This window comes from Pseudoalteromonas sp. Scap25 (assembly GCF_013394125.1).
Taxonomy (GTDB): domain Bacteria; phylum Pseudomonadota; class Gammaproteobacteria; order Enterobacterales; family Alteromonadaceae; genus Pseudoalteromonas.
The window spans coordinates 1,936,099-1,960,339 of the sequence record NZ_CP041327.1 but is presented as its reverse complement, the minus strand read 5'-3'; the positions used below and the strand labels follow the sequence as shown (position 1 = coordinate 1,960,339).

The following is a 24,241-nucleotide window of genomic DNA, read 5'->3' as shown; positions in this document are numbered from 1 at the left end:
AGTGACTTAGACATAAAGTTATTTGGCTTAGTTACTAGTGATTTCTCATTCACTTCTCTTTGCTCATACTATTTCAATTATGCATGTACACAGAGGAGGGGATTCTGCGCTTTTAGAGTACTTAGGGAGGGCTGCGAAATGAAATTTCTAATTCAGCTTTCTACTGGTCTGTGTCTTATTTTAACTTAAAAGATAAGCTCAGCGTGGAGTAAGCCCTCGCTGAGCGATAAAGTTACCAGCTATACGTGGCACTTAGTGTATATTGCTCGCCGCGCCCTGGCGTACCTGGAATTTCTTCAAACGACTCATCCCACAAGTTATCAGCCGCAAGACTAATAAAGAAGTTAGGCACAGCTGGCGGAGTTATTTTTACCGTCAGCTGAGTAAATAGCGCTTCGTCGCCTGAACGGCGCAGCGCATTGTTATGCTGTTTACGCCACTCATTATCTACACGAAACTCTAATATATCCATTGGGTTCCAAATCGCACCGAGTGTTACACGATGATCAGGAAAATTTAAGGCATAAAAGCTAGCGTCAATATTTTCAGCGCCGTAGGTTTCTGTTTTATGTAAGTACGCATAGCTGGCAATAATTTCTGCGTTATCAAATTGTTTAGTGGCTAAAAACTCAAGGCCTGTAGTATCAATATCAACAGGCTGTGCAAATCGTGCAGAGCTTGAATCAAAGTTAAATGTCCAATCGGTTAGGTTGTTATCTTTACGATAAAAAAGCGCTGAATTGAGTTGCCAGCTTTGTTGCTCAAGCAATAAGCCCAGCTCTAAGCTTTTGGTGGTTTCACGCTCAAGGTTAGCGTTACTTCTAAACAAACCACCTGATTCACTGCCACCAATGGCGGTGTAGCCTGCTACTTGGCTTGCCTCGGCATACGATAAATACAATGTTCGCTCAGTGCCATCGTTATTTTGGGTATTGAAACTAACATCACCAATTAGCGATAGCTCGGAATCATCACGACTGGTGTTATCAAATGTAGCCCCTAAACGTACAGTTAGTTGCTGATCACTTGCAAGGGATGTTTTGTATTCTGGTAATAAACTAATCTTAAAGTAGTTACGTGAAGTAAAGTTATTTTCAAGGGTGGTGGAGTCAATACTATCTTCTATATATTGCGCCGAGTAATTAACCGCAACTGACTTTGTTTGCGCATGACGACCTGAAATAGCCAATGATTTTACTTGTGTTTCATGAAATGCTTGGAACGCGCTTGGGTTTTCTCTTGAATAAACATAATGATCGTTATGCTCGCGGTAATAAGCGGATACTTCAAATTCACTGTTGGTAGCATAGGCTTGTTTATGGTTGAGCATCCATAATTGAGTTTCTAAGTCTTCGGTTTCATTGACACCAAATGGGGTATAAAGGTTTGGCCAACCAAAAAACTTTTCTTGTAAGCCGTAAAATAAATCAGTTTGTGAATCGCTCCCAGTTAACTGCACTCTGCCAGAAGTACGGGTAAAATCATGGTCGCCAAAATCAATTGAACCATCACTTTGTGAGTGCGAATATTCACCTTCAAAACCAATATGCCAATTAGCGTTTGCTTCAAGTGGAGAACTCAAACCTGCATGAATTGTTTGTAAGTTAAAGTCATTTGAGCCTGCGCCCAAAGAGACACTGCCACCGGTTGTTATTGGTTTCCAAGCAAACGACACAGTACCCACAGAGCTATTCATGCCATAAAGTGCGTTATCGGCTCCGGTTAATACGCTGGCACCCGTTAGCATTTGTGGTGCAATAGGAATTTCTGCAAAGTAGTGACCAGACTGCGGGTCAAGTAGGGTTGCACTACCGACTCTAAAGCCGGTATTTTCAAAAATACCACCGCGTATCGTTACATCAGCTTGTGCTTCAGCCATATTGCGTGATTGCAAGTCAACACGCGGGTCGTATTCTAAATTTGAAATAGGTGAATCAAAAGTGCCTACTGGTAAGGTATTGGCAGTGGGTGACGCTTCAATTGTTATTTTTTCTATGGTTGCTGTTTCTTTACTCTGCTCTGCATAAGCAACAGTTGAAATACTGGCTAGTACGGCCGGTATTATAAGGTGCGGGGCACGATTCATATCATTATTCTCATTTTATGCAATGACGCTAAAAATTAAATACCTTATCATTTTTATCACATGATAAGGTAAGCTCACTAAGCTAGGGTGATTTTGGGCGCTATTGTACATTAATGATAAAAAACTGCATTTGATAATCAAACCTAGCGTTACAAAATAGTAACTCTGCAACCTATAAATTATTTACATTGGTCACTTTATTATGCAAACACAACAATCGAGTCATTCATTAAATCAGCACACACTTTATTTTGCTGGTGGTTGCTTATGGGGCGTGCAAGAGTTTATGAGGTATTTACCTGGAGTAGTGACTACTGAGGCGGGGCGTGCCAACGGCACGAGTAACACAACACAAGGTGAATACGATGGCTATGCCGAATGCGTGAAAATAACCTTTGATGCCCAAGAAGTAACCTTAAATGAATTAATTGGCTATTTTTTTGAGATTATTGACCCATACAGTATCAATAAACAAGGTGACGATGTAGGCGAAAAATACCGCACCGCCATTTTTAGCCAAGACAGCAATCATTTAAACATCGCCAAAGACTATATTAGCCAGCGTGATGATGCTGAAAAAATAGCGGTACAAGTAGCGCCATTGACTAATTATGTCCCTAGCGATCCTGAGCATCAAGACCGTTTAACCAATCACCCTGATGATTATTGCCATATCCCACTTGATTTATTACACAAGTATAAATAACAACTTCATTGGGGAGTATTTGAATAAAAAAGACTGGTAACTAATAAAGCTAAAATTAGCTGTTACCTCGTTTATGCTTTTTTTTTAGATTTATTAGGCTTTTTCTTTTTTCGAGGAAACTTATCTCTAGAAAGGTAGGGCACAGCTAAAAAGTAGATCCCAGTTCCTAAGTAAAAAAGAAGGTTAAAAAGATAAGCAAATGGAGAGGTCGAGAAAAAATAAACCTCAGACTCCACTCGATAATCTGTTGGTGTATGAACATAACCGTCGTATATAGATTTTCCTGCGATTATTATAAGTAATAACCCCAAAGCCCAAAAGACTAAAGAGAATGAGATTTGATTCAATAGCATTCTCGTATTACTGATATCTACATATTTTACTTTTGGTTTCTTATTTTTTGATTGCTTCATTTTGGCCAAAAAAAGTAATAATGATTGCTACCAGTATTCCTACCAAGCCAATGCTTGAAAACATTAGACTGTATTGGCTTTTAATATTGAAGATATTTAATAGGCTGGTTATTAACAATAAAAAAATACCAATAATTTTTATAATCGTGAGTGTTTTATTCGAACAAAACCATGTTTGACAAGAAGGGCATTGTTTTTCAATAAAAATACTATTTTTGTTAATATTTTTTATATCTTTAGCTGCAAAATTACTTTTACAATTTGGGCACGTTTCTTTCATTTTAATCCTTTAATTTATCTCACAACTTTAAACACAACGTTTACTAAACGTCTTATTGATTAAGCTTTATCCTTGTAACATGATTACTATAGCATTGAGCTATCACCTTGTTAATGTGTAACTTATTACTTTATAGGTAAACAGTCTTTAAGCCATAAAAAAGCCCGCAAACATGCGGGCTTTTAAATATCAATTAAAGTTTATTGCTGCGCTTTAGGCGGAAAGTTACTTAAAATATTGGCAACCGTTTCCTTAATAGCGGCTTCACGTTGTGATGGGGTTTGTTTTTTCTTTAAACGACCATCTTTAGCACCACGCCAAATTAATTGGTTTGACTCACGATCAATAATATCGATAACTAATGTGCCTACTTCATATTCGCGTGCGCTTACATCGTGGTTAAAGCCTGTGCCCCAGTAACCCCAACGCGCACCGTAGCCTACGTTAAAGCTGTCAACTTCAAGCTCTTTATCTACACTTGCATGGTAATTAACAAGTACATCAGCTTGCGCTACATCAACCAATTGCATACCTAATTGTTGGCTTAGTTGGTTGTTTACCGCATTGCGAACGCGTTTTTCCATAAGCCCACTGATTTGGTAGTTATTCGTGTCTTTGGTTAGACTCGCGTTTTCTACCCAAGCAAACGTTTTGTAGTTACTAAAGTTTGCTGATTTATCGTAATCCCAATCGGGCGTTTGTGTACAGGCGGTTAGTAATGCCAGTGCTGCGACAATAAATATGTGTTTCATTCCGTTTGCTCCAATAAAGTGCGTTTGTTTAAACTACCATGGGCGAGGGTAATTTAAAATCTATAAAATAAGTGTAACTGGCTAAGATGAATAGCCAATTAATTCTTAGTCTAGCTGAGGTGATTTATGTTCAACCTCAATCCAATCTTTTTCATCTACCCAGTTTTGTGCGCCGTCTTTTACTGAACGAATTGGCACAATATAATCACAACTTATTTGCGGTTTAACCGAGGCAAATATTGGCACAAAGCCAAAGCTCAGGGCAGTTTCTATAATTGCCTTTTGATTTTGCGGGTCGATATCAGCCGCTTCATCTATATAAATAGGTATACGGTATAAGTTTTGTTCCTGATCGCTTAATAAATAACGAATAAACAACATGCCACATAATAGCTTAATGGTGATACGTGTACCATTTGAGCCAGCCGAGTCTATCTTTTCAAAGTGCTCGGTTTCACCTGCACGGTTAACCACTTCAAAACGAATATCAAACAAATCGGTGAGGGTCAGACCTGCTTTGTCTGAGGCGAGTTTAATTAAATGATCTTTTGCCTCGTTTACCGCGCTCTCGCTATAAGGTTCTTGGCTGAGTAAATCTAGGGTATCGCCTTGTTCAAATTGGTTAGAGGTACTGATAATGGTATCAATACTATCTACCAACATTTTGCGCGGGATAATATTAATTTTAAACGCTTGCAGGTTTGAGATGCGGTGCTGGCTAATGCCTTTATTAAAGCTATTCATTTCACGGCGTAAGCGGTCTAAATCTTCGCGCAGTCCTTTAATTGTAGCGGCTACTTCGGTGAGGGCAACGCGACCTTGGCGCTCAACTGCATCGCGCTCGTTATCAATGTTATGAAACGCGCTAATAAGCTTTTGATATTTACTAAACTCATCGTTTTCGTTATCAAACTTAGTGATACCGGCATTATAAATATGCATATAGGTATTACGTACATTTATATCGAAATTACGTAGCTCTTGGCAGTCCTTATTAAAGTGATGAATTAAATCGCTTAAATTATCAAAATCGATTTTTATATCAATCATGTAAGGCGTTACTTTACCACTGTATAAATCTAAAGTGTGGTCAATACGCTCAGTTTTAACTTGGCGTAAGCGCTCTGTTTGACGATTAATTTGCGCTTGTTTTGATTTGATTAACGAGCGTCTATCAGCAATTGAGCCACTGTTTTTTTGAATATCTTGTAGGTAATCGTCAACTTGTTCGCGCTCGGCTAAAAGCTGCTCTTTTAGCATTGCTTGGGCGTCAACTGACTGTTGCATCACTTCAAATTGCTCTAAGCGTTTAAGTGCACTTTCTGCACTCATAAGCTCCTCGTATAGCGCGTCTTTTTCTTTTTGTTTATCAGCAACATTGGCGGCCACTTCGCGCTGTTGTTTAAACTCTTTTAATGATTGCTCAAGCGCGGTTAACTGAGCGCTCAGTTGCTCTTTATTTTCGCCGCTTTGCATTTGTACTGGTGAGAGCTTTTTAAGTTTAATACTGGCACCAGGTAGGGTGAGTATACCGCCTTTAACATTTTCGCTCAGCTGTGATAAAAATTCACCAAAGGCGTCTTCGTCATCAATGGTTATATCGCCATTACTGGTGGTGGCAAAGGAGAGAAGATCGGGGTTCAATAGCCGCGATATTTCTTCTACTTCTTTAAGTGATAAGTCTTCACGCATACGGGTGAATAAATTAAATTCTAAGTTTTTAAGTTGTAACTTTAAGCTCTTAATTTGTTTTTGTGTTTCACCAATACGGTAATCAAGGGTGTGCAGACTTTGCCCTTGAGCACTCGTAATAGAGTGTGACAACGACTCGTAGTCATTTTTTAACTGCGTTAGGTTGCTTTTGATAGTGGCTTTATTAACCAGCTCAAATTCACTTTTAAGGGCGTTGAAATCTAAAAACCATTGTTCAATTTGAGTTTGCTTGCGCTCTATATCGCGCGATTGTTGCACGTATAGCCCTTGCTTTTGTTCGAACTCGTGCTTTTCGTGCTCAATGTCTTCAAGGGCGATGTTGAGCTCGCTTAGTTGCTCTTCTTGGTAAGCATCAAAATCAATCAGTGCTTGGTCAATTTTTGGTGCATAAGCGGCCAGTTTACCTTTAAGAACGGTTTGGTTTTCAAGCATAGATTCAAGGGCGGCTATGGGCTCTTGCATTGACTCAAGGGCTTTTAATTCACGTTTTGCGCGGTTTACTTTATCAAACGAACGGCGCCAAACCTCGTAAAAGTCGACCTTAGAATTTGACATATGGCGTTCAAACACACGGAGCATAAAGCGCTTAACGTCGTTTGCGCCTAATTTATGTAAATTAAGAATACGACGAAATATTTCTTTGTATATTGCAGAGTCTTGAACGTTGTTAAGGGGGATCATTTTTAAATTGATCTCACCGTCAAATTGCGTTGCTCCGCCTGTCAGTAGGGCGTTTAACTCTTGTGCTTTAAGCTCTATTGGGTTGTAACCTTGCTGCTTTAAGTGATTAAACAGCTTGGTAAACTTAATAATGGTATTGCCTTGGGTGTACTGGGCTAAATCAAGCTTACCTTGATAGCAAAAGTATTGGTGTGCATAACCGGCAATTTTACCTAAGCCGGCTACGCCAATGACGACTGAGCCATGGGGCAAATCGGCTTGCAATAAAATGTACGATTGATCTGATGAAAAATAAAACTTACGGGTTTCATCTAAATCGTGGCCATCCCACTCGGTTAGGCGTAAATCGTTAATTAGCGGAAATTGCAGTGCATTAATTACTGAGCTTTTACCTGTGTTGTTAGGGGCACAAATCGAGCTACTTTTATCCAGTGGGATCACACATTTTGCATAGCCTGCGGTATTTAGTAGGGCGAGTTTACTCAGTCCGTATAAATTTTTCATTGCTCGTCCTCACTAATAAAGGTCTCTTCGTTTACTTCCATTAAGGCATCAATATAGCGGTGAATAGGGGCTTGCAACATAAAGCCACCTTCTACTTCGCGGGCAAGGCCTAAACGTACCATGCGTAAATACACATCTTTTCGTAAGTCAGAACCCGAAAATATCTCAAGCTGATCAAATAAATGTTTATTAAGTTGCACCAAGGTTTGCATGAGCTCTAAATCGTTTGGCTCGTCAAATAATGCGCGCATTGGGTCTTTACCTGTATTGGCAAAATGCTCTATTAAAATGTAAATAGTGAGCGCTACAGCGCGGGAAATCTTACCCATGTTTGGGGTGCTTTCATCGCTGGCAAAATAATAAAAACCACGGCTATCGTGTTTTAACTCGTGGCCTAGTGCTGTAAATAAGGCAGTATAAGCGTCTATTTGTTGGTCAAGCTCTTGCCACATTACGGTGTCTTGTTCGCAAATGTGGTAACCGGCGACTAATTTTTTATTAATGGCTTGTAAGTGAGAAAGCTCATCTAAGTTTATATGGGTCATGGTGATTACTCGTGCTCGGCTTTATCAGCCTGAGGCTCTGAATTAAAGGGATATAAATTAAAGTGCTGGCCTGCAATGTTAACGCGGGCTTTTTTATCGCTTTGGCTAATTTCTAGGGTGCTATCGCTTACCAACTTTTGATACAAAAACAGCATTTCATCGGCTTCAAGCTCAGGATAGCTTTCATCTAAAAATTGCAGCAAAGGCTGTGGTTTTTTACGCTGCTTTTTAAAGCGTTTGGTAAATTGCGCTTTTACATCGTGATAGTCAGGAATGTTTGGCGTGACAAACGCGGGCACATCATTTTGTTCTGGTAGCTGATATTCGTGGTGTTCAAACTCAGCTAAGCTTGCCATATAGGCAACAATATGACGCTGTTGACCCAATGAATACTTTTGCGCATCGCTTACAAAATGGGGTTGCACGGCGCTGAGCATATTATCCACCCCGTTTTTACGAATTAGCCCTAATACTTTTGCCGCTTGGCGGGTAATAAGGTTATTACGGCGCAACTCTTCACGCAGTGGCATTAGCATATCGGCACTTTTACGTAAGCTTGTCCGGCCAACTAGATGCATTTCGAGAATACGAGTACGTAATTGCTCAAGCATACGTTTATCACTGTACGCCTTGCCTGAGCGTTCAATATGTTCTATTTGGGTGCTAATTTGTTGCTCAATTAGAGTAAAACAGGCATGAAAGTCGCCTCTAATATCGACCATTTCTAGCATGGGTTCTATATATTCATCAAACGCTTCTATGACGGCTTTGTAGCGCTTTTGCAGCGATTGCACCGCGTTATTTGATTTGGCTTGCTCAACAATATTTAAAATGGCGTTTTCGTTATGTAAAAACAGCTTAATTATTTTACGAACCCGATCATCCATAATGCGGCTAAAGCGACGTAAATCATCAAAATCTTCCATTTCACCGGCATTAGATAGCCGGTTACCTAAGCGAGCTAAATCATCAACCAATACACTAATTTCTTGTGCTAAGCCTAAATGTTCTTCTTGAAGTAAAAAGGTAGCAAAGTCCGCAATGGCACGGTTAATTTCTAGTTGTGACGATTTAGCCAAGGGAATAATGATTTCTTGATTTAATAACCGATTGGTTTCTTTATAAATACGCTCATTATTCCACGTCGGTTGCTTTTGTTTTATGGCATTTTGTAAATCTTTAATACTAAAGTCGGCCATTTTAAAGCGTTTAAATAATAGCTCTAATACACCCCAATGCTCAGTGAGGGTATTAAGTAGCTTTTTAGCTGGGATCATAAGGCGTTACAACATCCTAGTATTCGTTATTTTATATTTCTTGAACTTATATGGTATTCGTTTTTGCGACGATTTAATAATAGTTTTTACACTCGCTTAGTGATAGTATCCGCGCCGAATATAGGCACATAGAGTGTGTACCTCTATTTTTTACATGGTTTCAATTTTTACTTAAACCCGAAGGTTGTTTAATATCATGGTTTCCTCGATTATCCTGACGCTGATAGCGATTGCATTCTTGCTTATCGTTATTGAGGATGTGATTCACGTAAACAAAGCCAAAACGACATTATTTTTTGGTACACTTTGTTGGATTATCTCCTTTATTTTTCCTCTTAATGGGCAAAGCCCTGAAACGATTCAAACCCTCCTTGACCACAATATTTTAGAAATTGCTTCCTTATGGCTGTTTTTAATGGCCGCAATGACCTTTGTTGCCTATTTAAACTCCAAGGGACTTATTGAAAATGTTGTGAACCGGATAATGCCAACCAGTATTAGTGAACGAAAGCTAATGTTTTTGGTAGGGTGTTTTGCATTTGTATTTTCGTCTATCTCCGACAATGTAACAGCTACACTGATCTCCTTGGCTGTTATCATGTCATTAAAGCTTGAAGCCAAAAAACTAGTTAAGTACGCCACCTTAATTGTATTTGCAGTGAACTCCGGTGGTGTTTCACTTATCACAGGTGATGTAACCACGTTAATGATTTTCCTTGATGGTAAAGTGACTATTAGTCACTTATTATTGTTAATTGTGCCTGCATTATTAAGCGTATTATTACTGGCTACCTTGTTATCAATTGGTATGAACAAGCAGTTAGAGTTTAAAAAGACTAAATTTAAACGCATTGAAAAAACCGACATTACTATCGCTGTCATTTTCTTCACTACCGTTATTTCTACCCTTACTTTAAGTGTTTTATATAGTGTGCCGCCGTTACTTACCTTTTTACTCGGCCTGTCTATTATGTTTTTAGTCGCGCAATTTTTAATGCGCAAAAAAGACATCAATAAAGATATGATCGACTTTATACGTGACATAGAGTACGACACCTTACTGTTTTTCGTAGGTGTGTTATTACTTGTTGGCGCATTAAAAGAAGTGGGCGTGCTAAGCCAATTTACAAACCTGTATACAGTGATGGCGCCAGAGTACGCTAACTACTTAATGGGTATTTTATCGGCCGGTGTTGATAACGTGCCACTAACGGCTGCGTTACTAAAAGCCGACATTGTAATGAGTCAACAGCATTGGTTGTCGTTTACGTATGCAACCGGTGTGGGTGGTTCAATGCTGATCATTGGTTCGGCGGCTGGTATTATTGCTATGAGTAAGGTTAAAGAACTTACTTTTGCAAGTTACCTTCGTTTGTCGTTGTATTTGTTAGTGTGTTACACCTTTGGTTATGCTGGCTCTTACTTTATGGGTAGTTTTATTTGATTTTATAATAAAACGACTTGACAGCTAGACGTCTAAACGATAACTTTCAAAGCCGCACTCTTAGTGCGGTTTTGTTTTATTAGCCACAGGTTAATAATACATTCAGAAGAGGTGCGATACTTAGGTACTTAATGTGAGGCAACGACAGCCTGCGACCATTAAGGAGGGAAGTACTCGCCGAGGAAAATAATGGGTCGTTACCATTGTTTTTCGGTTTATGGGGCTGAATCCTCAAAACTGTCACCAATTTAGGTGGAGAGCTTCTGGCAGTAGATTTTTCTTATCTTTATTTCCTGCCAAGTTCTTCTTGTTTTATTGCGGTTTGGATGCCGCGAAAGGAGACGAAATGACTACCCAATCAGTGCCACAAAGTTCACAGTGCACAAAATCAGATTACATTGTTGCCAAATTTGGTGGCACCAGCGTTGCTAACTTTGAGGCGATGAGCCGTTGTAGCGAAATCATTGTAAACGATAACAGCGTTCGAATTGTTGCAGTGAGCGCCAGCGCCGGTGTAACTAATCACTTGGTGGCACTTTGCAAAGCCGATATTGATGCCGCTGAACGTCAACAGCATGTTGACGGTGTACTTGCTATTCAGCAGGCAATTTTAACTGATCTGACCCTAGATGATGATTTAGCGCTTGGTTTTAATAACACCCTCGATGACTTCCAAACACTGGCACATCAAATACTGACAACAGAGAAGCAACACGATGAGTTACTCAGCTTTGGCGAGCGTTTATCGTCGTATTTATTTACTCAAGTATTGCGCTTAAAGGGCTTAAATTCGCAGCGTTTTGATGTTCGCCAGGTGCTTAAAACCGATAGCCAATTTGGTAAAGCCACGCCTAATGTAGCCGCCACAGCGCTTGCAGCTAAAGAGCATTTAATTCCTTTACTAGAGAACAATGTAATTGTTACTCAGGGCTTTATTGGCAGCGATGAAAACAATGTAACTACCACACTAGGTCGCGGTGGCTCTGATTACAGTGCCGCCTTGTTAGCTGAAGCAATTAACGCTAAAAGTGTGCATATTTGGACCGACGTAGTGGGTATTTTTAGCACCGATCCGCGTTTGTGTGTAAAAGCCACACCTATTGCGCGTTTAAGCTTTGATGAAGCGGCAGAAATGGCCACTTTTGGCGCTAAAGTGCTGCATCCGGCTACAATTTTGCCAGCCAGTCGCAGCCATATAAATGTGTTTGTTGGCTCAAGCACAGAGCCAGAGCGTGGTGGCACTTGGATTGAACGAGAAAAATCTCAGCTACCTGGTATTCGTGCGGTCACGCAACGTAAAAATCAAATATTATTAACCCTTAAAAGCCCTGAAATGCTATTAGCGAGTGGTTTTTTAGCGCGTATTTTTACTATTTTAAGTGAATGTAATATTTCGGTAGACTTGGTTACTACCTCTGAAATTAGTGTAGCTATTACCCTTGATAACGCGCCTAATGCATCACGCCCAGAGCTAGATCAAGAATGCTTAGATAAACTCGCTGAGTTTTGCCATGTATCGGTTGAGAACAATTTAACCCTAGTAGCACTTATTGGGTCTGAAATTGTATTGCGTCAGCACGAAATGAATTTAATGCAGGTGTTGAGCGAATTTAACATTCGTCTTATTTGCCATGGTGCGAGTAAACACAACCTGTGCTTTTTAGTCGAGCAAAGTGAGTCTGATGCTGTGGTCCAAGCTATTCATAGCCGACTACTTGAAGGCGAGCTTGCTGCTTAACGCTGCAAATGAGATAAATGAGCACTGCCAGTCGGTGCTTTTTTTTGCCACAACGCTAATATCAAACTGCTCGTTTACATCATTTGTTAATGCGGTACTAGTTGCACTTAATTGCGAGTTGCCAAGCTCACAAAATACATTGGGGCTTAATAGCTGGGCAATAGGGCGGCTGGTTGCTTTTGCTAACGCCTCTTTTAAAGTCCAAAGTCTAAAAAATGTCGCCGCTTTAGAAGCTGTGCATGGTTGCTTAGTTATAAGAGCCACTTCTGCAGCATCATAAAAGTGCTTTGCGAGTTTTTCAAATGGCCGTTTTAAACTGATTTTTTCTATATCAAAACCAAATAGCGAATGATCAATATTTAGCGCCACGCCTACCAAACCATGAGAGTGTGACACACAGCAACTATACACCTGGTTGTTATTTATATTTAGCTCAAGCTTACTGGTTTGTTGATTAAATTCAGAGCTGATTTTATCAAGCGTTATATTACTGCTGCTAGGTAATACACTTTTGACTAAATATTTTAGTAACAGCCGCGTTGCTACATATTCTTGCTTTGCTTGGGGCGTTTTACGACGCGCGATGACACTTAATTCAAATGGGCTTAAAAACTGTGTAAGTGTTAGCTCATCAACCTGCAATTGGCTGGCATCAAATAATAAAATGGTGTGGTTATTATTCTCAGCAAGCGGGGTTTGTAATAACTGATTGTCGAAGTAAGCTGAACTCATTATTGCTCGTTAAAAGTGAATACCGATTACATAGTTATCGTTATAAGCTGGATAGTTTGTGAGCGGTTGTTTGCTGTTATGCGCGCTAAGTACATTTTTATTACTCAGTCGCCCTTAAATATGGTTTAATTCACATTCGATAAAATAATAACAGATTTGTAGGTGTATGACACAAGTGCGTGATGGTTTTCAAAGTCGACTTGGTTTTGTATTGGCAGCAGCCGGTGCTGCGGTAGGTTTAGGCAATATATGGGGTTTTCCTACACAGGCTGCTAATCATGGTGGCGGCGCATTTTTATTGGTGTACTTTATTGTTATTTTTTTGCTAGCGCTTCCCGCGTTATACACCGAGCTGTATTTAGGCTACAAAGCCCAAGCTAATCCGGTTAAAGCCTTAGGCCAAGCATGGCAAGACCATGCGCCTAAAGTAGGCGCTGCTGCAGGTTATATAGGCTTAGCTGGCGCAATTGTCATGTTAAGCTTTTATTCAATAGTGGCAGGTTGGATGCTTTCTTACGCCATAGAGCCTATAACCACCTTTTTAGGTGTGCAGAGCTTGAGTGAGTTTTTACATAGCGACTCTATGCTACGTAATTTTATATTTACGCCGCTGATGCTTATTTTAACCGCTAGCATTATTTTAAAAGGTGTTAAATCAGGAATTGAAACCTGGTCGCGCCGTTTAATGCCATTATTACTTGTTTTACTCGTTGGCCTAATTGCTTACATTGCTACCTTAGAGGGTGCCAGCGAAGGGTTTGCGGCCTATTTAGTGCCTGACTTTAGTAAAATACTCGACCCCGATTTAATTATTGCCGCAATGGGGCAAGCGTTTTTCTCATTATCACTGGGTGTGGGCTGTATGATGATTTATGGCTCTTATTTAAAGCCCGGTGCTAACTTACCAAAATTGACTGCAAGTGTTGCGTTACTCGACACCAGCGTGGCATTTTTAGCTGGACTATTAATTATACCGGCTATATATGTGGCGCAGTTCAATGGCGTTGAAGTATTTAGCAACGGCAAGCTAATTGGTGAAGGGCAGCTTATTTTTGCCATATTACCTGAGTTATTTGGCACCATGGGTGAAATTGGTTTATTGGTTGGCTTACTATTTTTTGTGTTGATGTCGATTGCTTCAGTTACATCAACCATTTCATCGACTGAAATTCCGGTGGCTTTTTTAGTAGAAAACCACCGTGTTGATAGAACCAAAGCTACATGGGCCGTTAGCGCCATTGTATTTGTTTGTGCCAGTACTATTATTGTTAATTTTGATTGGCTATTTGGTTTGGTTATTATGGTATTTACCCAATACCAACTCCCGTTGATGGGACTGTTTTATTTTATTACAGTGGGCTGGTTATGGCAGCGTGGTAATAAGCTTCATCAAGCAAGTTCTGGTGCACATTATTGGTTTGCTCAGTACATTCGTTTTGTCTGCCCAGTGCTAATGACCTTAGTATTTGCAAACGTTGCGTTTGGCTAGAATACAACAACTCATGTGTTATTGATAACAAAAAAAGCGAACACTATATTTTGTTCGCTTTTTTGCTTTTTGTTTAGCCGCGCTATAGCACTTCGTTTGTTAAGCTATTTCCTTGAGTAACCTCAAATGCATTTTGTAAGGTGATATTGGCAATTTCTGTAAGCGCTTCTTGAGTAAAAAAGCCTTGATGGCCGGTGATCAATACATTTTTAAAGCTTACCAAGCGAGAGAAAATATCGTCTTGGTTTATATCGTCGCTGTGGTTTTTAAAAAACAGCTCTGATTCTTGCTCGTACACATCAAGCCCTAAATAACCTAGTTTTTGTGATTTAAGTGCCTTAATACACGCTTTACTATTAACCAATGCACCGCGCGAGGTGTTTATTAGCATAACTCCTGTTTTCATCGCTGCAAATGCGTCATCGTCAATTAAATGATGGGTGTGCTCGTTTAACGGGCAATGCAAAGAAATGATATCGCTTTGTGTAAGCAAGGTGTTTAAATCAGTAATTGTGTAATTACCAGCTTGTGCATTAGGATCGCACACTAAAATGTGAGCGCCGAAACCGGTTAATATATTACACAATGCTTGGCCAATTTTACCGCAGCCAATAATACCCACCGTTTTATTATGTAAGTTAAATCCAAGTAAGCCGTTTAAGTCAAAATTGTCTTCACGTACGCGGTTATAAGCTTTATGGGTTTTACGGCTAAGCGTAAGCATAAGTGCAATACAATGCTCTGCGACTGCCTCAGGGCTGTAAGCCGGAACGCGCAGAACACGCATACCATGCTGTTTAGCAGCGGCTAAATCTACATTATTAAAACCCGCACAGCGCAGTAAAATGGTGTTAACCCCAAATATAGCCAGTTGCTCAATAACCGCTTTATCTACCGAATCGTTTACAAATACGCATACCGCATCAAATTCTTTAGCTAAAACCGCAGTGTGCGCCGATAAACTTTGCTCAAAATAGGTAATAGCGATGTTAGAAAAGCCAGTTAAGCTTTGTTCAAAAAAAGGCCGCTCGTATTTTTGAGCACTAAAAAAAGCAATTTTCATTTATTACTATCCTACTAACTTAGTGGGCTAAGTGAAAACCAAGCCTAGTTACATCTACCATAAACCATTTTTATTATAGATGCCTAACCAAAACGAGTGTTTGCTGTTTTTATAATCTGCGTTGACCCTAAACTGCTTGTTATTACGCTGTGTAATGACTCTGGTTTAGTGCGCGGCGCATAGCGCGCAATTAGTTGTCCTTGAGCATTAATTAAAAACTTAGTGAAGTTCCACTTTATGGCACGGTTTTGTGCAATTCCACGCGTATGTGATTTTAAATAACTAAACAAGGGGTGTGTATCTGGGCCATTCACCATAACCTTATCAAAGACTTCAAAATTAATTGCAAAGTGTTTTTGATAGTAGTCTTTTATTGCCATGCCCTCTAATGGTTCGTTTTTATCAAACTGATTGCATGGAAAGGCTAAAATAGTAAACCCATCGCTTTTGTATTGTTGGTATAGCTTTTCAAGCGCACATAATTGCGCCGAAAAATGACATTTGCTTGCTGTATTTACAATAAGAACCGTTTTTCCTTTTAACTGGCTCAAAGGAAAATCACTGTTATTACAAAGTTGTGCGTTAAATTGATAAATGCTATCCATAGGTTACCTACCTAATTTCCTTATGCGGGAAATTTTAAAAGACTTTCATTCGCTTTTTTAGCGGCCGATTGACATAATCGAGCTTATGTTTCTAAGTTATCAGTTAAATAGGTCATTTTTATGTCAGTTAAAATTGCATTTATAGGTTTAGGCGTAATGGGTTACCCAATGGCAGGGCATTTAGCAAAAGCAGGGCACAACGTATGTGTTTATAACCGCACGGTGGCTAAAGCACAAAAATGGGTCGAAGATTTTGACGGCAGCTTTGCACCTACTCCGCGTGAGGCAGCAAGCGATGCCGATATGGTATTTATGTGTGTAGGTAATGACGACGATTTACGTTCAGTAGTATACGGCAATGACGGTGTGCTAGCAGGTATGCACGAAAACACAATTTTAATTGACCACACAACTACCTCAGCAGAAGTGGCACGTGAAGTAGCGGCAAAAGCAGCTTTACAGCATATCGACTTTATTGATGCGCCAGTATCGGGCGGTCAAGCTGGCGCTGAAAATGGGGTATTAACCGTAATGGCGGGTGGTAACGAAGCGGTATTTGCTAAAGCACAACCTATCATGAGTGCATTTAGCCGTTTTAGTCAGCTTTTAGGCGAAGCGGGCTCAGGGCAATTATGTAAAATGGTTAACCAAATTTGTATTGCAGGTGTAGTGCAAGGATTAGCTGAGGGCTTACATTTTGCTAAACAAGCAGGGCTTGATGGCGAAAAAGTAATAGAAACCATTTCTAAAGGCGCAGCTGGTTCGTGGCAAATGGAAAACCGCTACAAAACAATGTGGGCAGGCGAGTACGAGTTTGGTTTTGCTGTAGATTGGATGCGTAAAGATTTAGGCATTGCCCTTGATGAAGCTAAAAATAATGGTGCAACGCTGCCAATGACTGCAACGGTCGATCAATACTACGCCGATGTGCAGGCTCTTGGTGGCGGTCGATACGATACCTCAAGCTTATTAGCGCGTATTGAAGCACTACATAAAAAGTAATGTAATTGGTAAAAGTAAACTGTTCACAAAGAGGCTAAGAGGCGCTGCGCTTTTAGAGAAAGTGATACACCTAAAAAAAGAATGTTGGTTTTATGTTTTCTCATTTACCTCTCTTGTTGGGATAGTTTTTTGGTTTTTTACCTAGTAACAAAAAACGCGACACTTTTTGCTAAAGGGTCGCGTTTTTCATGGGTTATATACACTAAAGCAAATTACATGCTTTGCGCGTAATTGTATAAGGCTTTTAAAATTGTAAGATTTTTTTCGCTGTCATCATGCTCGTGCGCTAGGTTTTCAAGGGTGATCATAAAATCTTGTGCGCTGATTGAGGGTTGATCTTCGCCATGCATTAACTTGCTTTGACAATATTGACGCCATTGATCAAGCTCTTGTTGGTTTAGCGTTTGTGGCCAGTTACGGGCGCGGTATCTAAACAACAAAGTATTAAATTTAGGATCTTCAAATTCAAGCTTTAAACTTGCCAAGTCTTCAGGTTTTGCATCACGAATAATCGCAAATTTAGCTTTATCAGCATGGCTAGTAAAGCCATCATATAATAAGTAATCTACGTTCGTGGTCGCGCTGTAATCGCCTTGCTCATTAAATACCTCAGTGACTTTATCACGTAGCTCGGTATTGGCTTTTAAAATGGCTAAATTAGCCAAGCATTGTTCACGGTCAATACCCAAGCGAGCAGCGTTTTCAGGCAGTAGCGTTTTAGCAGGTGCTAAAATAGGGCACTTGTTTAAATGCACTAATTTTAAACCTACCGGTAAATCACCCTCTGCTAAATCTATACGTTTGGTGTATAAACGCTTGCGTAATTGCTCTACATTTAAATCAAGTAATACCTGTGGGTTTTGGGTTAAATCAAAACAAATAACCGCGTTTTTATTTACCGGGTGAAAACTCATAGGTGCTACCCAAGTGGTACAACCTTGTGTTGCTGGAATACGAGACGAGGTGTGCACTAATGGGGTCATATTAAACACATCAACCATTTCAGCGAGTGCTTTTTTACCGCGAAGACTAAAAAAGAATTGGTACAGTTTAGGCTGCTTCTCTTTAATTAGCTTTGCCAGTGCAATGGTGGCCGTTACATCACTTAGTGCGTCGTGCGCAGCGGCATGTTCAATACCATTAGCGACGGTTAAATGCTCAAGCTTAAAGCTAGGGCTGCCATCTTCTTTTAATGGCCATTCAATACCCTCAGGGCGCAGCGCATAGCAGGCACGCACTAAATCTATGATATCCCAACGGCTGTTATTGTTTTTATATTCACGCTCGTACGGGTCGTAAAAGTTACGATAAAAGCTATATCGGCTTACTTCATCATCAAAGCGAATACTGTTATAACCAGCTACACAGGTATTGGGTACGCTAAATTCTGCATGAATTTTAGCAATAAATTCAGCCTCAACTAAGCCTTTTTGCATCGCCACTTGTGGGGTAATACCGGTAATTAAACACGCTTCAGGATGCGGTAAATAATCCGCTTGTGGCTTACAGTACTCAATAAGCGGCTCGCCAATAATATTTAAATCAAGATCGGTGCGTACACCGGCAAACTGACTCGGCTTATCCTTTTGCGGGCTTGCTCCCCAAGTTTCGTAGTCGTGCCAATAGATTGTTGCTTGGTTTTCGTAGTATGTTGGTTCGCTCATTCTTTCTTTAAGCCCTATATATTCGTGGGTTTTATTTGCTTTTGTTATTTATTGTCTATTTTAGAAAGCACTTTAATATTTGCATGGTGTGTATAAATTCGCGTATAAATTTTTTGCTAACTGTGTATAAAAAATTAAATGGCAACCAGTTAAACGAAAATAATAAAGCTGCTAGGCAAAAATCAAACACCGTGTGTATTATCGCATAGAGATAGTTTAAGTGTAAGGGTATCTGCTAAGGGGACTATCACTTAGCACTACCGTTGTCGTGTAGGTGGTAAACAGGTAATTATTACGCTAGGGCGTTATCCGAGGCTTAGCATTAAAGAAGTGCAAGACTATATCCCATTATTTCAAAATTGGTTAAGCCAAGATAAAGACCCACGCCTAGAACTTAAACTCATGCGAAACAATGCCAAGGGCTTACCCACAATGGCAGATATTGCAGCAAAGTGGTTAGCTAAAAAGGTACCCGACCTAAAAGAAAAAACACAAACGTTAAACGCCGCAACCGGGTGTATAACTCAGTTGTTAAACCTAAAAAAACCACCAGTTCCAGAGAAAAGATCATATAAAGATAAGGAAAACATAAAGGGCTAAATTTCTTTAGCCCTTTATAATTACATTGCTAGCAAGCTACAGATTGCAATTATTAGGTGTGTAACATTAATAATTGCTCGTTCCGAAATTTCTAAGGATAAGCTGAATTTCAACTTTTTACCCTCCAAAAAATATAAAACTAACTTGCCGATAATTTCAGAATACGTTACGCTGTTTTCGTACAAATAAGCGTTTGCTGGAATCTCAGCAAGTGACTTTACTAACACCATATTGGCGTATGGTGTTAGTCCCTCCACTGAAGAACACCACAAGATGTAGTGATAATCTCAGCTTCAACACCAAGATAATGTGATTAAGGATCTTTTGCAAGGGACAGAAAACGCTCTCATTGTGGATAACTTTGGGATATCGTATTTGTGTTAGTAGGTATTAACCTGATACTGTTGGTTAGCATTTATAATAATGAAAATCAACTAAGGAAAGATTAAATTTACGCTTTTAAAAAATAAATCTAGTTGCTTTTTTAATCATCATTGATTGCTATTTTTTTATACATACTTGAAAAATTGGAAATTTTGAACGGTAATCAGGTGTGGAATTTAGTTTATAGACCAATTAATTCTAATTGTTCTTCACGCGGTAGGTTTTTAATAAGCGATGCTGCTAATTGCGCAGTGGTTTTACAAGGCGGGTTTAAGAAGTGATCAAACGATTGGGTAATACGGAACGTAGCCCCGCACTCTTTAGTGTTAGTACACGAGCAATATAAATTAACCACATGGGCGCTTTGCTTTTTGCGTGACGTAATTGTTGCTTTAGCTTCGCAATTTGGACAAGTAACCCGCGCTATAATAACCACTAATCGTTAATAAAATACACTGTCATTTTGTGCATAACAAATAACTATTATTAGGTGTCATACTTCTTATTAGCACAGCGCAAGTTTCTAAGGTTACGTAAGTATCTTATTTTTTATAATGTCGACTAATCTGATATGTTGCATCTTCAATCAAAAAAGGAAAATGTAATGGAATATAAGAATGGTGAACTTAATAATAAAATCATATCTCTAATGAAGAATGATGTATTGGTTGCTAAAGGGCGCGTAATAGAAGGTAATACAGCAGGCATACACCTCGATGAAGTAGGATTCATTGAAGAGGGTAAAGGTGTCAAAAATCTATATAGTCATGTCGATTTAGTTAAATATAGGATTCTAGTTAATAGCTAAAAATATCTATATGCCATGAACTATAAAGTAAAAGCTCTAGCTCCTAACTAGCGCTTTCTTTTTATCCCGACACCCCAAAATGCTCTAAACAATCGCATTAGCCCAATTGTTGAAACGGCAATGCCTACTATCACAAATTCAAAGTACCAGGGCGCGACTTTATAACCCATAGTCTACCAACCTTTTTCCATAAACGGTTACATGGCTGTATAAGATGTCAGGTGAAAAACTCCAAAAAGAGTAGAATGATTAATTCATCCATTAAGGTTTTTTCGCTCTATTTATAATGTTATAAACTTAAACTAACTACTAATCTATTTTAACAATATGAAACTAATAATAAAAACGATTCTATTTTGGGTATTAATCACCTCAACCGCTGTGTTTGCTGAGCTTGCTAAAGTTAAAGTAAATGGCTTTGATATTGAATATGAAATGGCGGGTAGTGGCAAACACACTATTTTACTCGAGGCGGGTGGCTCTGCAGGGCTTAGTGATTGGGATCCCATTTATAACTCGCTTACCAAGCATGCAAAAGTAATTCGCTATTCTCGAATTGGCAATGGCGGCTCAGCGCAAATAAAGAAAAACTATAGCTCAGAAGAGTATGCTGCTGAGGCTTTATTATTACTCAAAGCGCTAAAAATTGATGAACCGGTAGTTTATATGGCGCATTCTTATGGTGCTTATATCGCAAGGGTATTTGCAGCAAGCTACCCCAATAACATTAAAGCGTTAATGTTAATTGAACCCGCCTCAGAGCATGATGTTGATATTATGCGTAAGATTGATTTACCGCGCGCTGAAAAAGAAATTGCCGCTATAAAACGTGATGATATGAAAAGCGGCATGTCGAATCAGTATTTAGACTTTTGGTCGAAGCGACCTCTGCCCGATTATCCACAAATAGCAGATATTCCCGTGACGGTTATTGCCTCAGTTAAAAAATATGAAAATCCATCGGTGTTATTTTTTACTGAAAAAGGGCGTGAAATGTGGGGAGAACTGCATTCAAACTGGGCTAATGCTTTTCCTCAAGGTGAGATAGTGCTAACCAGTAAAAGTTACCACTATCCACAAAATGATGAGCCAGAAATGGTAGTTAAACAAGTTTTGAAGCTATTATCACGCACTCAATAGCGAGATCGGATTATGTTTTTTAATAACGACTAACTATGAGTTCTTTTTGTAATAGGTGGTATTTTTTATTTATTGTGATGTTTATTACGCCTGCATTAAAAGAGTATATTAAAACCAAATAAAAAGCACTGCAGGTTCACTACAGTGCTTTTTTAGGGGAATGATATTATTTATTTTGCAGTTGCAACAAGCTTAACCCAATCGTAATTAGTGACACCTAACAAGCCGATTTGTAATGTCTGGCCTGAACTCACTTCTAAGATACAACTTTCATTGTTGTCTTTGTTGTTCGATAAGCAATCATATTGTGTTTTTGTTACCGCTGCATCCGCTCGAACATAGAGGTTAGTATTTCCCTCGCCACCCAATGTTTTTATGTTTACAGTGGTTGCGCCTGTAGGTACTACATAACTATAGCGCTGCCAAAAATCTGGAAATCCATAAGCACGAGACGTTAATACGCGAGTGTCATTATCTGTAGGTGGTGCGCTATTTTCATAATTAGCCACGATAGTTACGTTTTGATAGCTGTTATACGCTTTAAGCATAATGTAAAAACGACCTTCTCCTTGACTTATATTACAGCTTTCATTGTTACCATTTCTAAATGGGCGGCAGTCGTAATTATTTGTGCTTGGCACTCTACTCTTTTTAACATAGAGGTCTGCATCACCTGAACCACCCGTTATGTCGATTGAGATGTTAGTGCTATTTGCAGGTACATCAATATAGTAAATAGTCTCTTGATTTAATGCTGCACTTTGGCCTGTTAATGCTTGCCCTTTAGTTAATTCAACTTCTGTTGGTGAGCCATTTGAAACACTAATCGTTTGGGTTAGCGTGTTTGTATTATTGTTACTATCTTGCACCGTAACAGAGACGTCGTAATCACCCTCAGATACAAAATTATGCACTACAGTTGCACCTGTATCGGTTTGATTATCGCCAAAGTTCCAACTATAGCTATTGATAGTACCTGCTGAGCTGGAGCTTGTTGCATCAAAATTACACTGTAATTGCTCACAGCTGTATTCAAAACGTGCGGTAGGTGGCAGTGGTGTATTACCGTCGTTATCGCCAACAGGCACTGTGTTATTAAAGTAAGTTGCGACTTGGGGCCAAATCTTACTTATTTTGGCGCCTTTATTGTAGCATCCGCCTAAATGATGAAGTGCAATAACACGATTACTTGATGCTGCAACAACAGGAGAACCAGAAGAGCCGCCTATAGTGTCACAATAGTATCCAATATCAGTATTACTTCCACGCCCATTCGTTGAGGGGGCATTAACTTGGCACAAACCATTGGTGTCTTGATCAGATTCAATCGACAGCTCCTTAGGATTACCTGAACCATGTTGCGGAATATAAATACGTTCACTTTGCTGTGCGTTTCGCACATCAAGCCCTAAGTAACCAAACTGTTCAATATTGGCAAAGTCATTAACACTAAATAGGGTGTAATCTAACGTGTAATCAGTTTTAAAAAACTCTTTACCTGTTACTTTTACAGTGGTTTCTCTGGTTGTCCCATTACAACTTTTATTTTGGTAGTTAAACCACACTTCTGTAGAGGCAAGCTCAGATGCAGTCTCTATACAGTGGTTATTGGTAAATAATTTATTATCGCTGCCAACGCGCCAACCGGTACATAAGCTGCGGCCACCAATTACTAGGCGTGCTACGGGGCGGCTGCGGTCAAACTCTGTTGGGTTGGAATTAGCCCAACACTGCACATCTTTGCGCTCATTAATACCGCAGGTAGACAAAGGGGCAGGTTTATTTTGTTCATTGATATTTATATTGGCACTTTCAGTGCCGTAAAAATAGCTATCAATAACACCAAACTGGTGTTGCTGCTTACTGTTTTTTGGATCAGGGTAATATTCAATGATAACGCTGTCATTTGAAACCGACATAGAAGAAAATGAATGCACACCATCATCTCCGTTTAAGCTATCGATTGTTGCAGCGTCCATATTATTCCTACTATATTCATATCGCTCTGAGTTGTCTTCGCTTCTAACGATTAACTTTGCGTCACCATTTAGATCTACTTGGCTAAAATGTAGCTTTATATAATCAGCATTAGGGTGCGATACAGTTTGAGTAATTACAGGACCTTGTGTTGTTTCGATTGTAAATTGCCTAGAAAGATTTACATGGGTATTAGCGTGTTTGGCAATTGTGGTTTTTTTTGCTTCTTGAGTGTGTTGTAAAATAGTGAGCTCATCGATTGCAGCAAAACTGTATTGTGCATAGATAGCTGAAGCGAGCAATGCTGCGTATTTACATTTTTTCATCTTTATATCCTTTTTCACTAACAAGTGGTTTGATGTAACGTAAATGATCAACTGCATGCCCATATGATTTAATTTTGAGCAAATAATCAGTACCTAATTCACATACTAAGGGTAGGCCGCATTTTGATCTTCGCCAGAAAAAATTAAAATATTTTTAACTTTACTCGGAAATTATTGCATTTTTCACTTTGAAATCAGCTTATTTTAAAAAGGATAAATGGCTTAATATTCAATATAAAAGTTTGAGCAGAATATGTTTACCGTTGACTCTAAGCGGCTGTCACCCACACTCATTAAAAGTAACATTGTTGA

Annotated in this window: 21 protein-coding genes and 1 riboswitch; of the genes, 8 read left to right on the top strand and 13 right to left on the bottom strand. The window is 39.3% G+C overall.

Going from position 1 to position 24,241, the window contains the following annotated elements:
• Nucleotides 1-232: 232 nt before the first annotated feature.
• On the bottom strand, nt 233-2,086 hold the full coding sequence (locus tag FLM54_RS09010; RefSeq protein WP_178956210.1) for a TonB-dependent receptor plug domain-containing protein: 1,854 nt from the start codon (nt 2,084-2,086) through the stop codon (nt 233-235).
• A 202-nt stretch (nt 2,087-2,288) separates the two neighbouring features.
• Here FLM54_RS09010 and FLM54_RS09005 point away from each other — a divergent pair, with 202 nt between their 5' ends.
• A complete protein-coding gene (locus FLM54_RS09005) occupies nt 2,289-2,792 on the top strand; it encodes a peptide-methionine (S)-S-oxide reductase (protein ID WP_178956209.1) in 504 nt (167 codons plus the stop codon).
• 71 nt (nt 2,793-2,863) lie between these two features.
• Here the strand turns inward: FLM54_RS09005 and FLM54_RS09000 are convergent, their stop codons facing one another.
• The 6 genes from FLM54_RS09000 to FLM54_RS08975 all read right to left on the bottom strand — a co-directional run bounded on the left by FLM54_RS09000 (nt 2,864) and on the right by FLM54_RS08975 (nt 8,957).
• Nucleotides 2,864-3,205: a hypothetical protein gene (locus tag FLM54_RS09000; RefSeq protein ID WP_178956208.1), complete on the bottom strand. Its 342-nt coding sequence runs from the start codon at nt 3,203-3,205 to the stop codon at nt 2,864-2,866.
• Nucleotides 3,186-3,485: a hypothetical protein gene (locus FLM54_RS08995; protein WP_178956207.1), complete on the bottom strand. Its 300-nt coding sequence runs from the start codon at nt 3,483-3,485 to the stop codon at nt 3,186-3,188. The genes FLM54_RS09000 and FLM54_RS08995 overlap by 20 nt, the downstream gene beginning before the upstream one ends.
• Nucleotides 3,486-3,685: 200 nt before the next feature.
• Nucleotides 3,686-4,237: a DUF4136 domain-containing protein gene (locus tag FLM54_RS08990; protein ID WP_008109277.1), complete on the bottom strand. Its 552-nt coding sequence runs from the start codon at nt 4,235-4,237 to the stop codon at nt 3,686-3,688.
• Between the two features lie 105 nt (nt 4,238-4,342).
• Nucleotides 4,343-7,135, bottom strand: a complete 2,793-nt coding sequence (locus FLM54_RS08985) for an ATPase (RefSeq protein ID WP_178956206.1) — start codon at nt 7,133-7,135, stop codon at nt 4,343-4,345.
• Nucleotides 7,132-7,680, bottom strand: coding sequence for a condensin complex protein MksE (locus FLM54_RS08980; protein WP_010388659.1), 549 nt, complete (start codon nt 7,678-7,680; stop codon nt 7,132-7,134). The genes FLM54_RS08985 and FLM54_RS08980 overlap by 4 nt, the downstream gene beginning before the upstream one ends.
• A 5-nt stretch (nt 7,681-7,685) precedes the next feature.
• Nucleotides 7,686-8,957 carry a hypothetical protein gene (locus tag FLM54_RS08975; protein WP_010388660.1) on the bottom strand — a complete coding sequence of 424 codons (1,272 nt, stop codon included), beginning with the start codon at nt 8,955-8,957 and terminating at the stop codon, nt 7,686-7,688.
• Between the two features lie 196 nt (nt 8,958-9,153).
• Between FLM54_RS08975 and nhaD the strand changes: the two genes are divergently transcribed.
• Together nhaD and lysC are read left to right on the top strand one after the other, a co-directional pair.
• Nucleotides 9,154-10,401, top strand: a complete 1,248-nt coding sequence (gene nhaD / locus FLM54_RS08970; RefSeq protein WP_109874512.1) for a sodium:proton antiporter NhaD — start codon at nt 9,154-9,156, stop codon at nt 10,399-10,401.
• 98 nt (nt 10,402-10,499) lie between these two features.
• A riboswitch (Lysine riboswitch) is annotated at nt 10,500-10,672 on the top strand.
• 75 nt (nt 10,673-10,747) lie between these two features.
• Nucleotides 10,748-12,139 carry a lysine-sensitive aspartokinase 3 gene (gene lysC / locus FLM54_RS08965; RefSeq protein ID WP_178956205.1) on the top strand — a complete coding sequence of 464 codons (1,392 nt, stop codon included), beginning with the start codon at nt 10,748-10,750 and terminating at the stop codon, nt 12,137-12,139.
• Here the strand turns inward: lysC and FLM54_RS08960 are convergent.
• On the bottom strand, nt 12,113-12,871 hold the full coding sequence (locus FLM54_RS08960; protein ID WP_178956204.1) for a 4'-phosphopantetheinyl transferase superfamily protein: 759 nt from the start codon (nt 12,869-12,871) through the stop codon (nt 12,113-12,115). The genes lysC and FLM54_RS08960 overlap by 27 nt on opposite strands.
• A 166-nt stretch (nt 12,872-13,037) precedes the next feature.
• Between FLM54_RS08960 and FLM54_RS08955 the strand changes: the two genes are divergently transcribed.
• On the top strand, nt 13,038-14,360 hold the full coding sequence (locus tag FLM54_RS08955) for a sodium-dependent transporter (RefSeq protein ID WP_178956203.1): 1,323 nt from the start codon (nt 13,038-13,040) through the stop codon (nt 14,358-14,360).
• 82 nt (nt 14,361-14,442) lie between these two features.
• Here FLM54_RS08955 and FLM54_RS08950 read toward each other — a convergent pair whose 3' ends face one another.
• Both FLM54_RS08950 and FLM54_RS08945 read right to left on the bottom strand, forming a co-directional pair.
• The gene (locus FLM54_RS08950) at nt 14,443-15,423 is read right to left on the bottom strand and encodes a 2-hydroxyacid dehydrogenase (protein WP_178956202.1); all 981 of its coding nucleotides are present in this window, start codon (nt 15,421-15,423) and stop codon (nt 14,443-14,445) included.
• Nucleotides 15,424-15,506: 83 nt separating this feature from the next.
• Nucleotides 15,507-16,028: a glutathione peroxidase gene (locus tag FLM54_RS08945; protein ID WP_178956201.1), complete on the bottom strand. Its 522-nt coding sequence runs from the start codon at nt 16,026-16,028 to the stop codon at nt 15,507-15,509.
• 120 nt (nt 16,029-16,148) lie between these two features.
• Between FLM54_RS08945 and FLM54_RS08940 the strand changes: the two genes are divergently transcribed.
• Complete coding sequence (locus FLM54_RS08940) at nt 16,149-17,030, top strand: NAD(P)-dependent oxidoreductase (RefSeq protein ID WP_178956200.1); 882 nt, start codon at nt 16,149-16,151, stop codon at nt 17,028-17,030.
• 212 nt (nt 17,031-17,242) lie between these two features.
• Here the strand turns inward: FLM54_RS08940 and sbcB are convergent, their stop codons facing one another.
• Nucleotides 17,243-18,694 (bottom strand): exodeoxyribonuclease I, encoded by a 1,452-nt coding sequence (gene sbcB, locus FLM54_RS08935; protein ID WP_178956199.1) that lies wholly within the window; start codon nt 18,692-18,694, stop codon nt 17,243-17,245.
• Between the two features lie 432 nt (nt 18,695-19,126).
• Between sbcB and FLM54_RS18845 the strand changes: the two genes are divergently transcribed.
• Nucleotides 19,127-19,294, top strand: coding sequence for a hypothetical protein (locus tag FLM54_RS18845; protein WP_249365171.1), 168 nt, complete (start codon nt 19,127-19,129; stop codon nt 19,292-19,294).
• A 565-nt stretch (nt 19,295-19,859) separates the two neighbouring features.
• Here FLM54_RS18845 and FLM54_RS08925 read toward each other — a convergent pair.
• Nucleotides 19,860-20,114, bottom strand: a complete 255-nt coding sequence (locus FLM54_RS08925) for an ogr/Delta-like zinc finger family protein (protein ID WP_256872082.1) — start codon at nt 20,112-20,114, stop codon at nt 19,860-19,862.
• Between the two features lie 168 nt (nt 20,115-20,282).
• Between FLM54_RS08925 and FLM54_RS08920 the strand changes: the two genes are divergently transcribed.
• The gene (locus FLM54_RS08920; protein ID WP_138764970.1) at nt 20,283-20,486 is read left to right on the top strand and encodes a hypothetical protein; all 204 of its coding nucleotides are present in this window, start codon (nt 20,283-20,285) and stop codon (nt 20,484-20,486) included.
• Between the two features lie 327 nt (nt 20,487-20,813).
• On the top strand, nt 20,814-21,626 hold the full coding sequence (locus FLM54_RS08915; protein WP_178956198.1) for an alpha/beta fold hydrolase: 813 nt from the start codon (nt 20,814-20,816) through the stop codon (nt 21,624-21,626).
• Nucleotides 21,627-21,796: 170 nt separating this feature from the next.
• On the opposite strand, the gene FLM54_RS08910 is transcribed toward FLM54_RS08915, so the two are convergent.
• Nucleotides 21,797-23,929 (bottom strand): pre-peptidase C-terminal domain-containing protein, encoded by a 2,133-nt coding sequence (locus tag FLM54_RS08910; RefSeq protein ID WP_178956197.1) that lies wholly within the window; start codon nt 23,927-23,929, stop codon nt 21,797-21,799.
• Between the last annotated feature and the right edge of the window lie 312 nt (nt 23,930-24,241).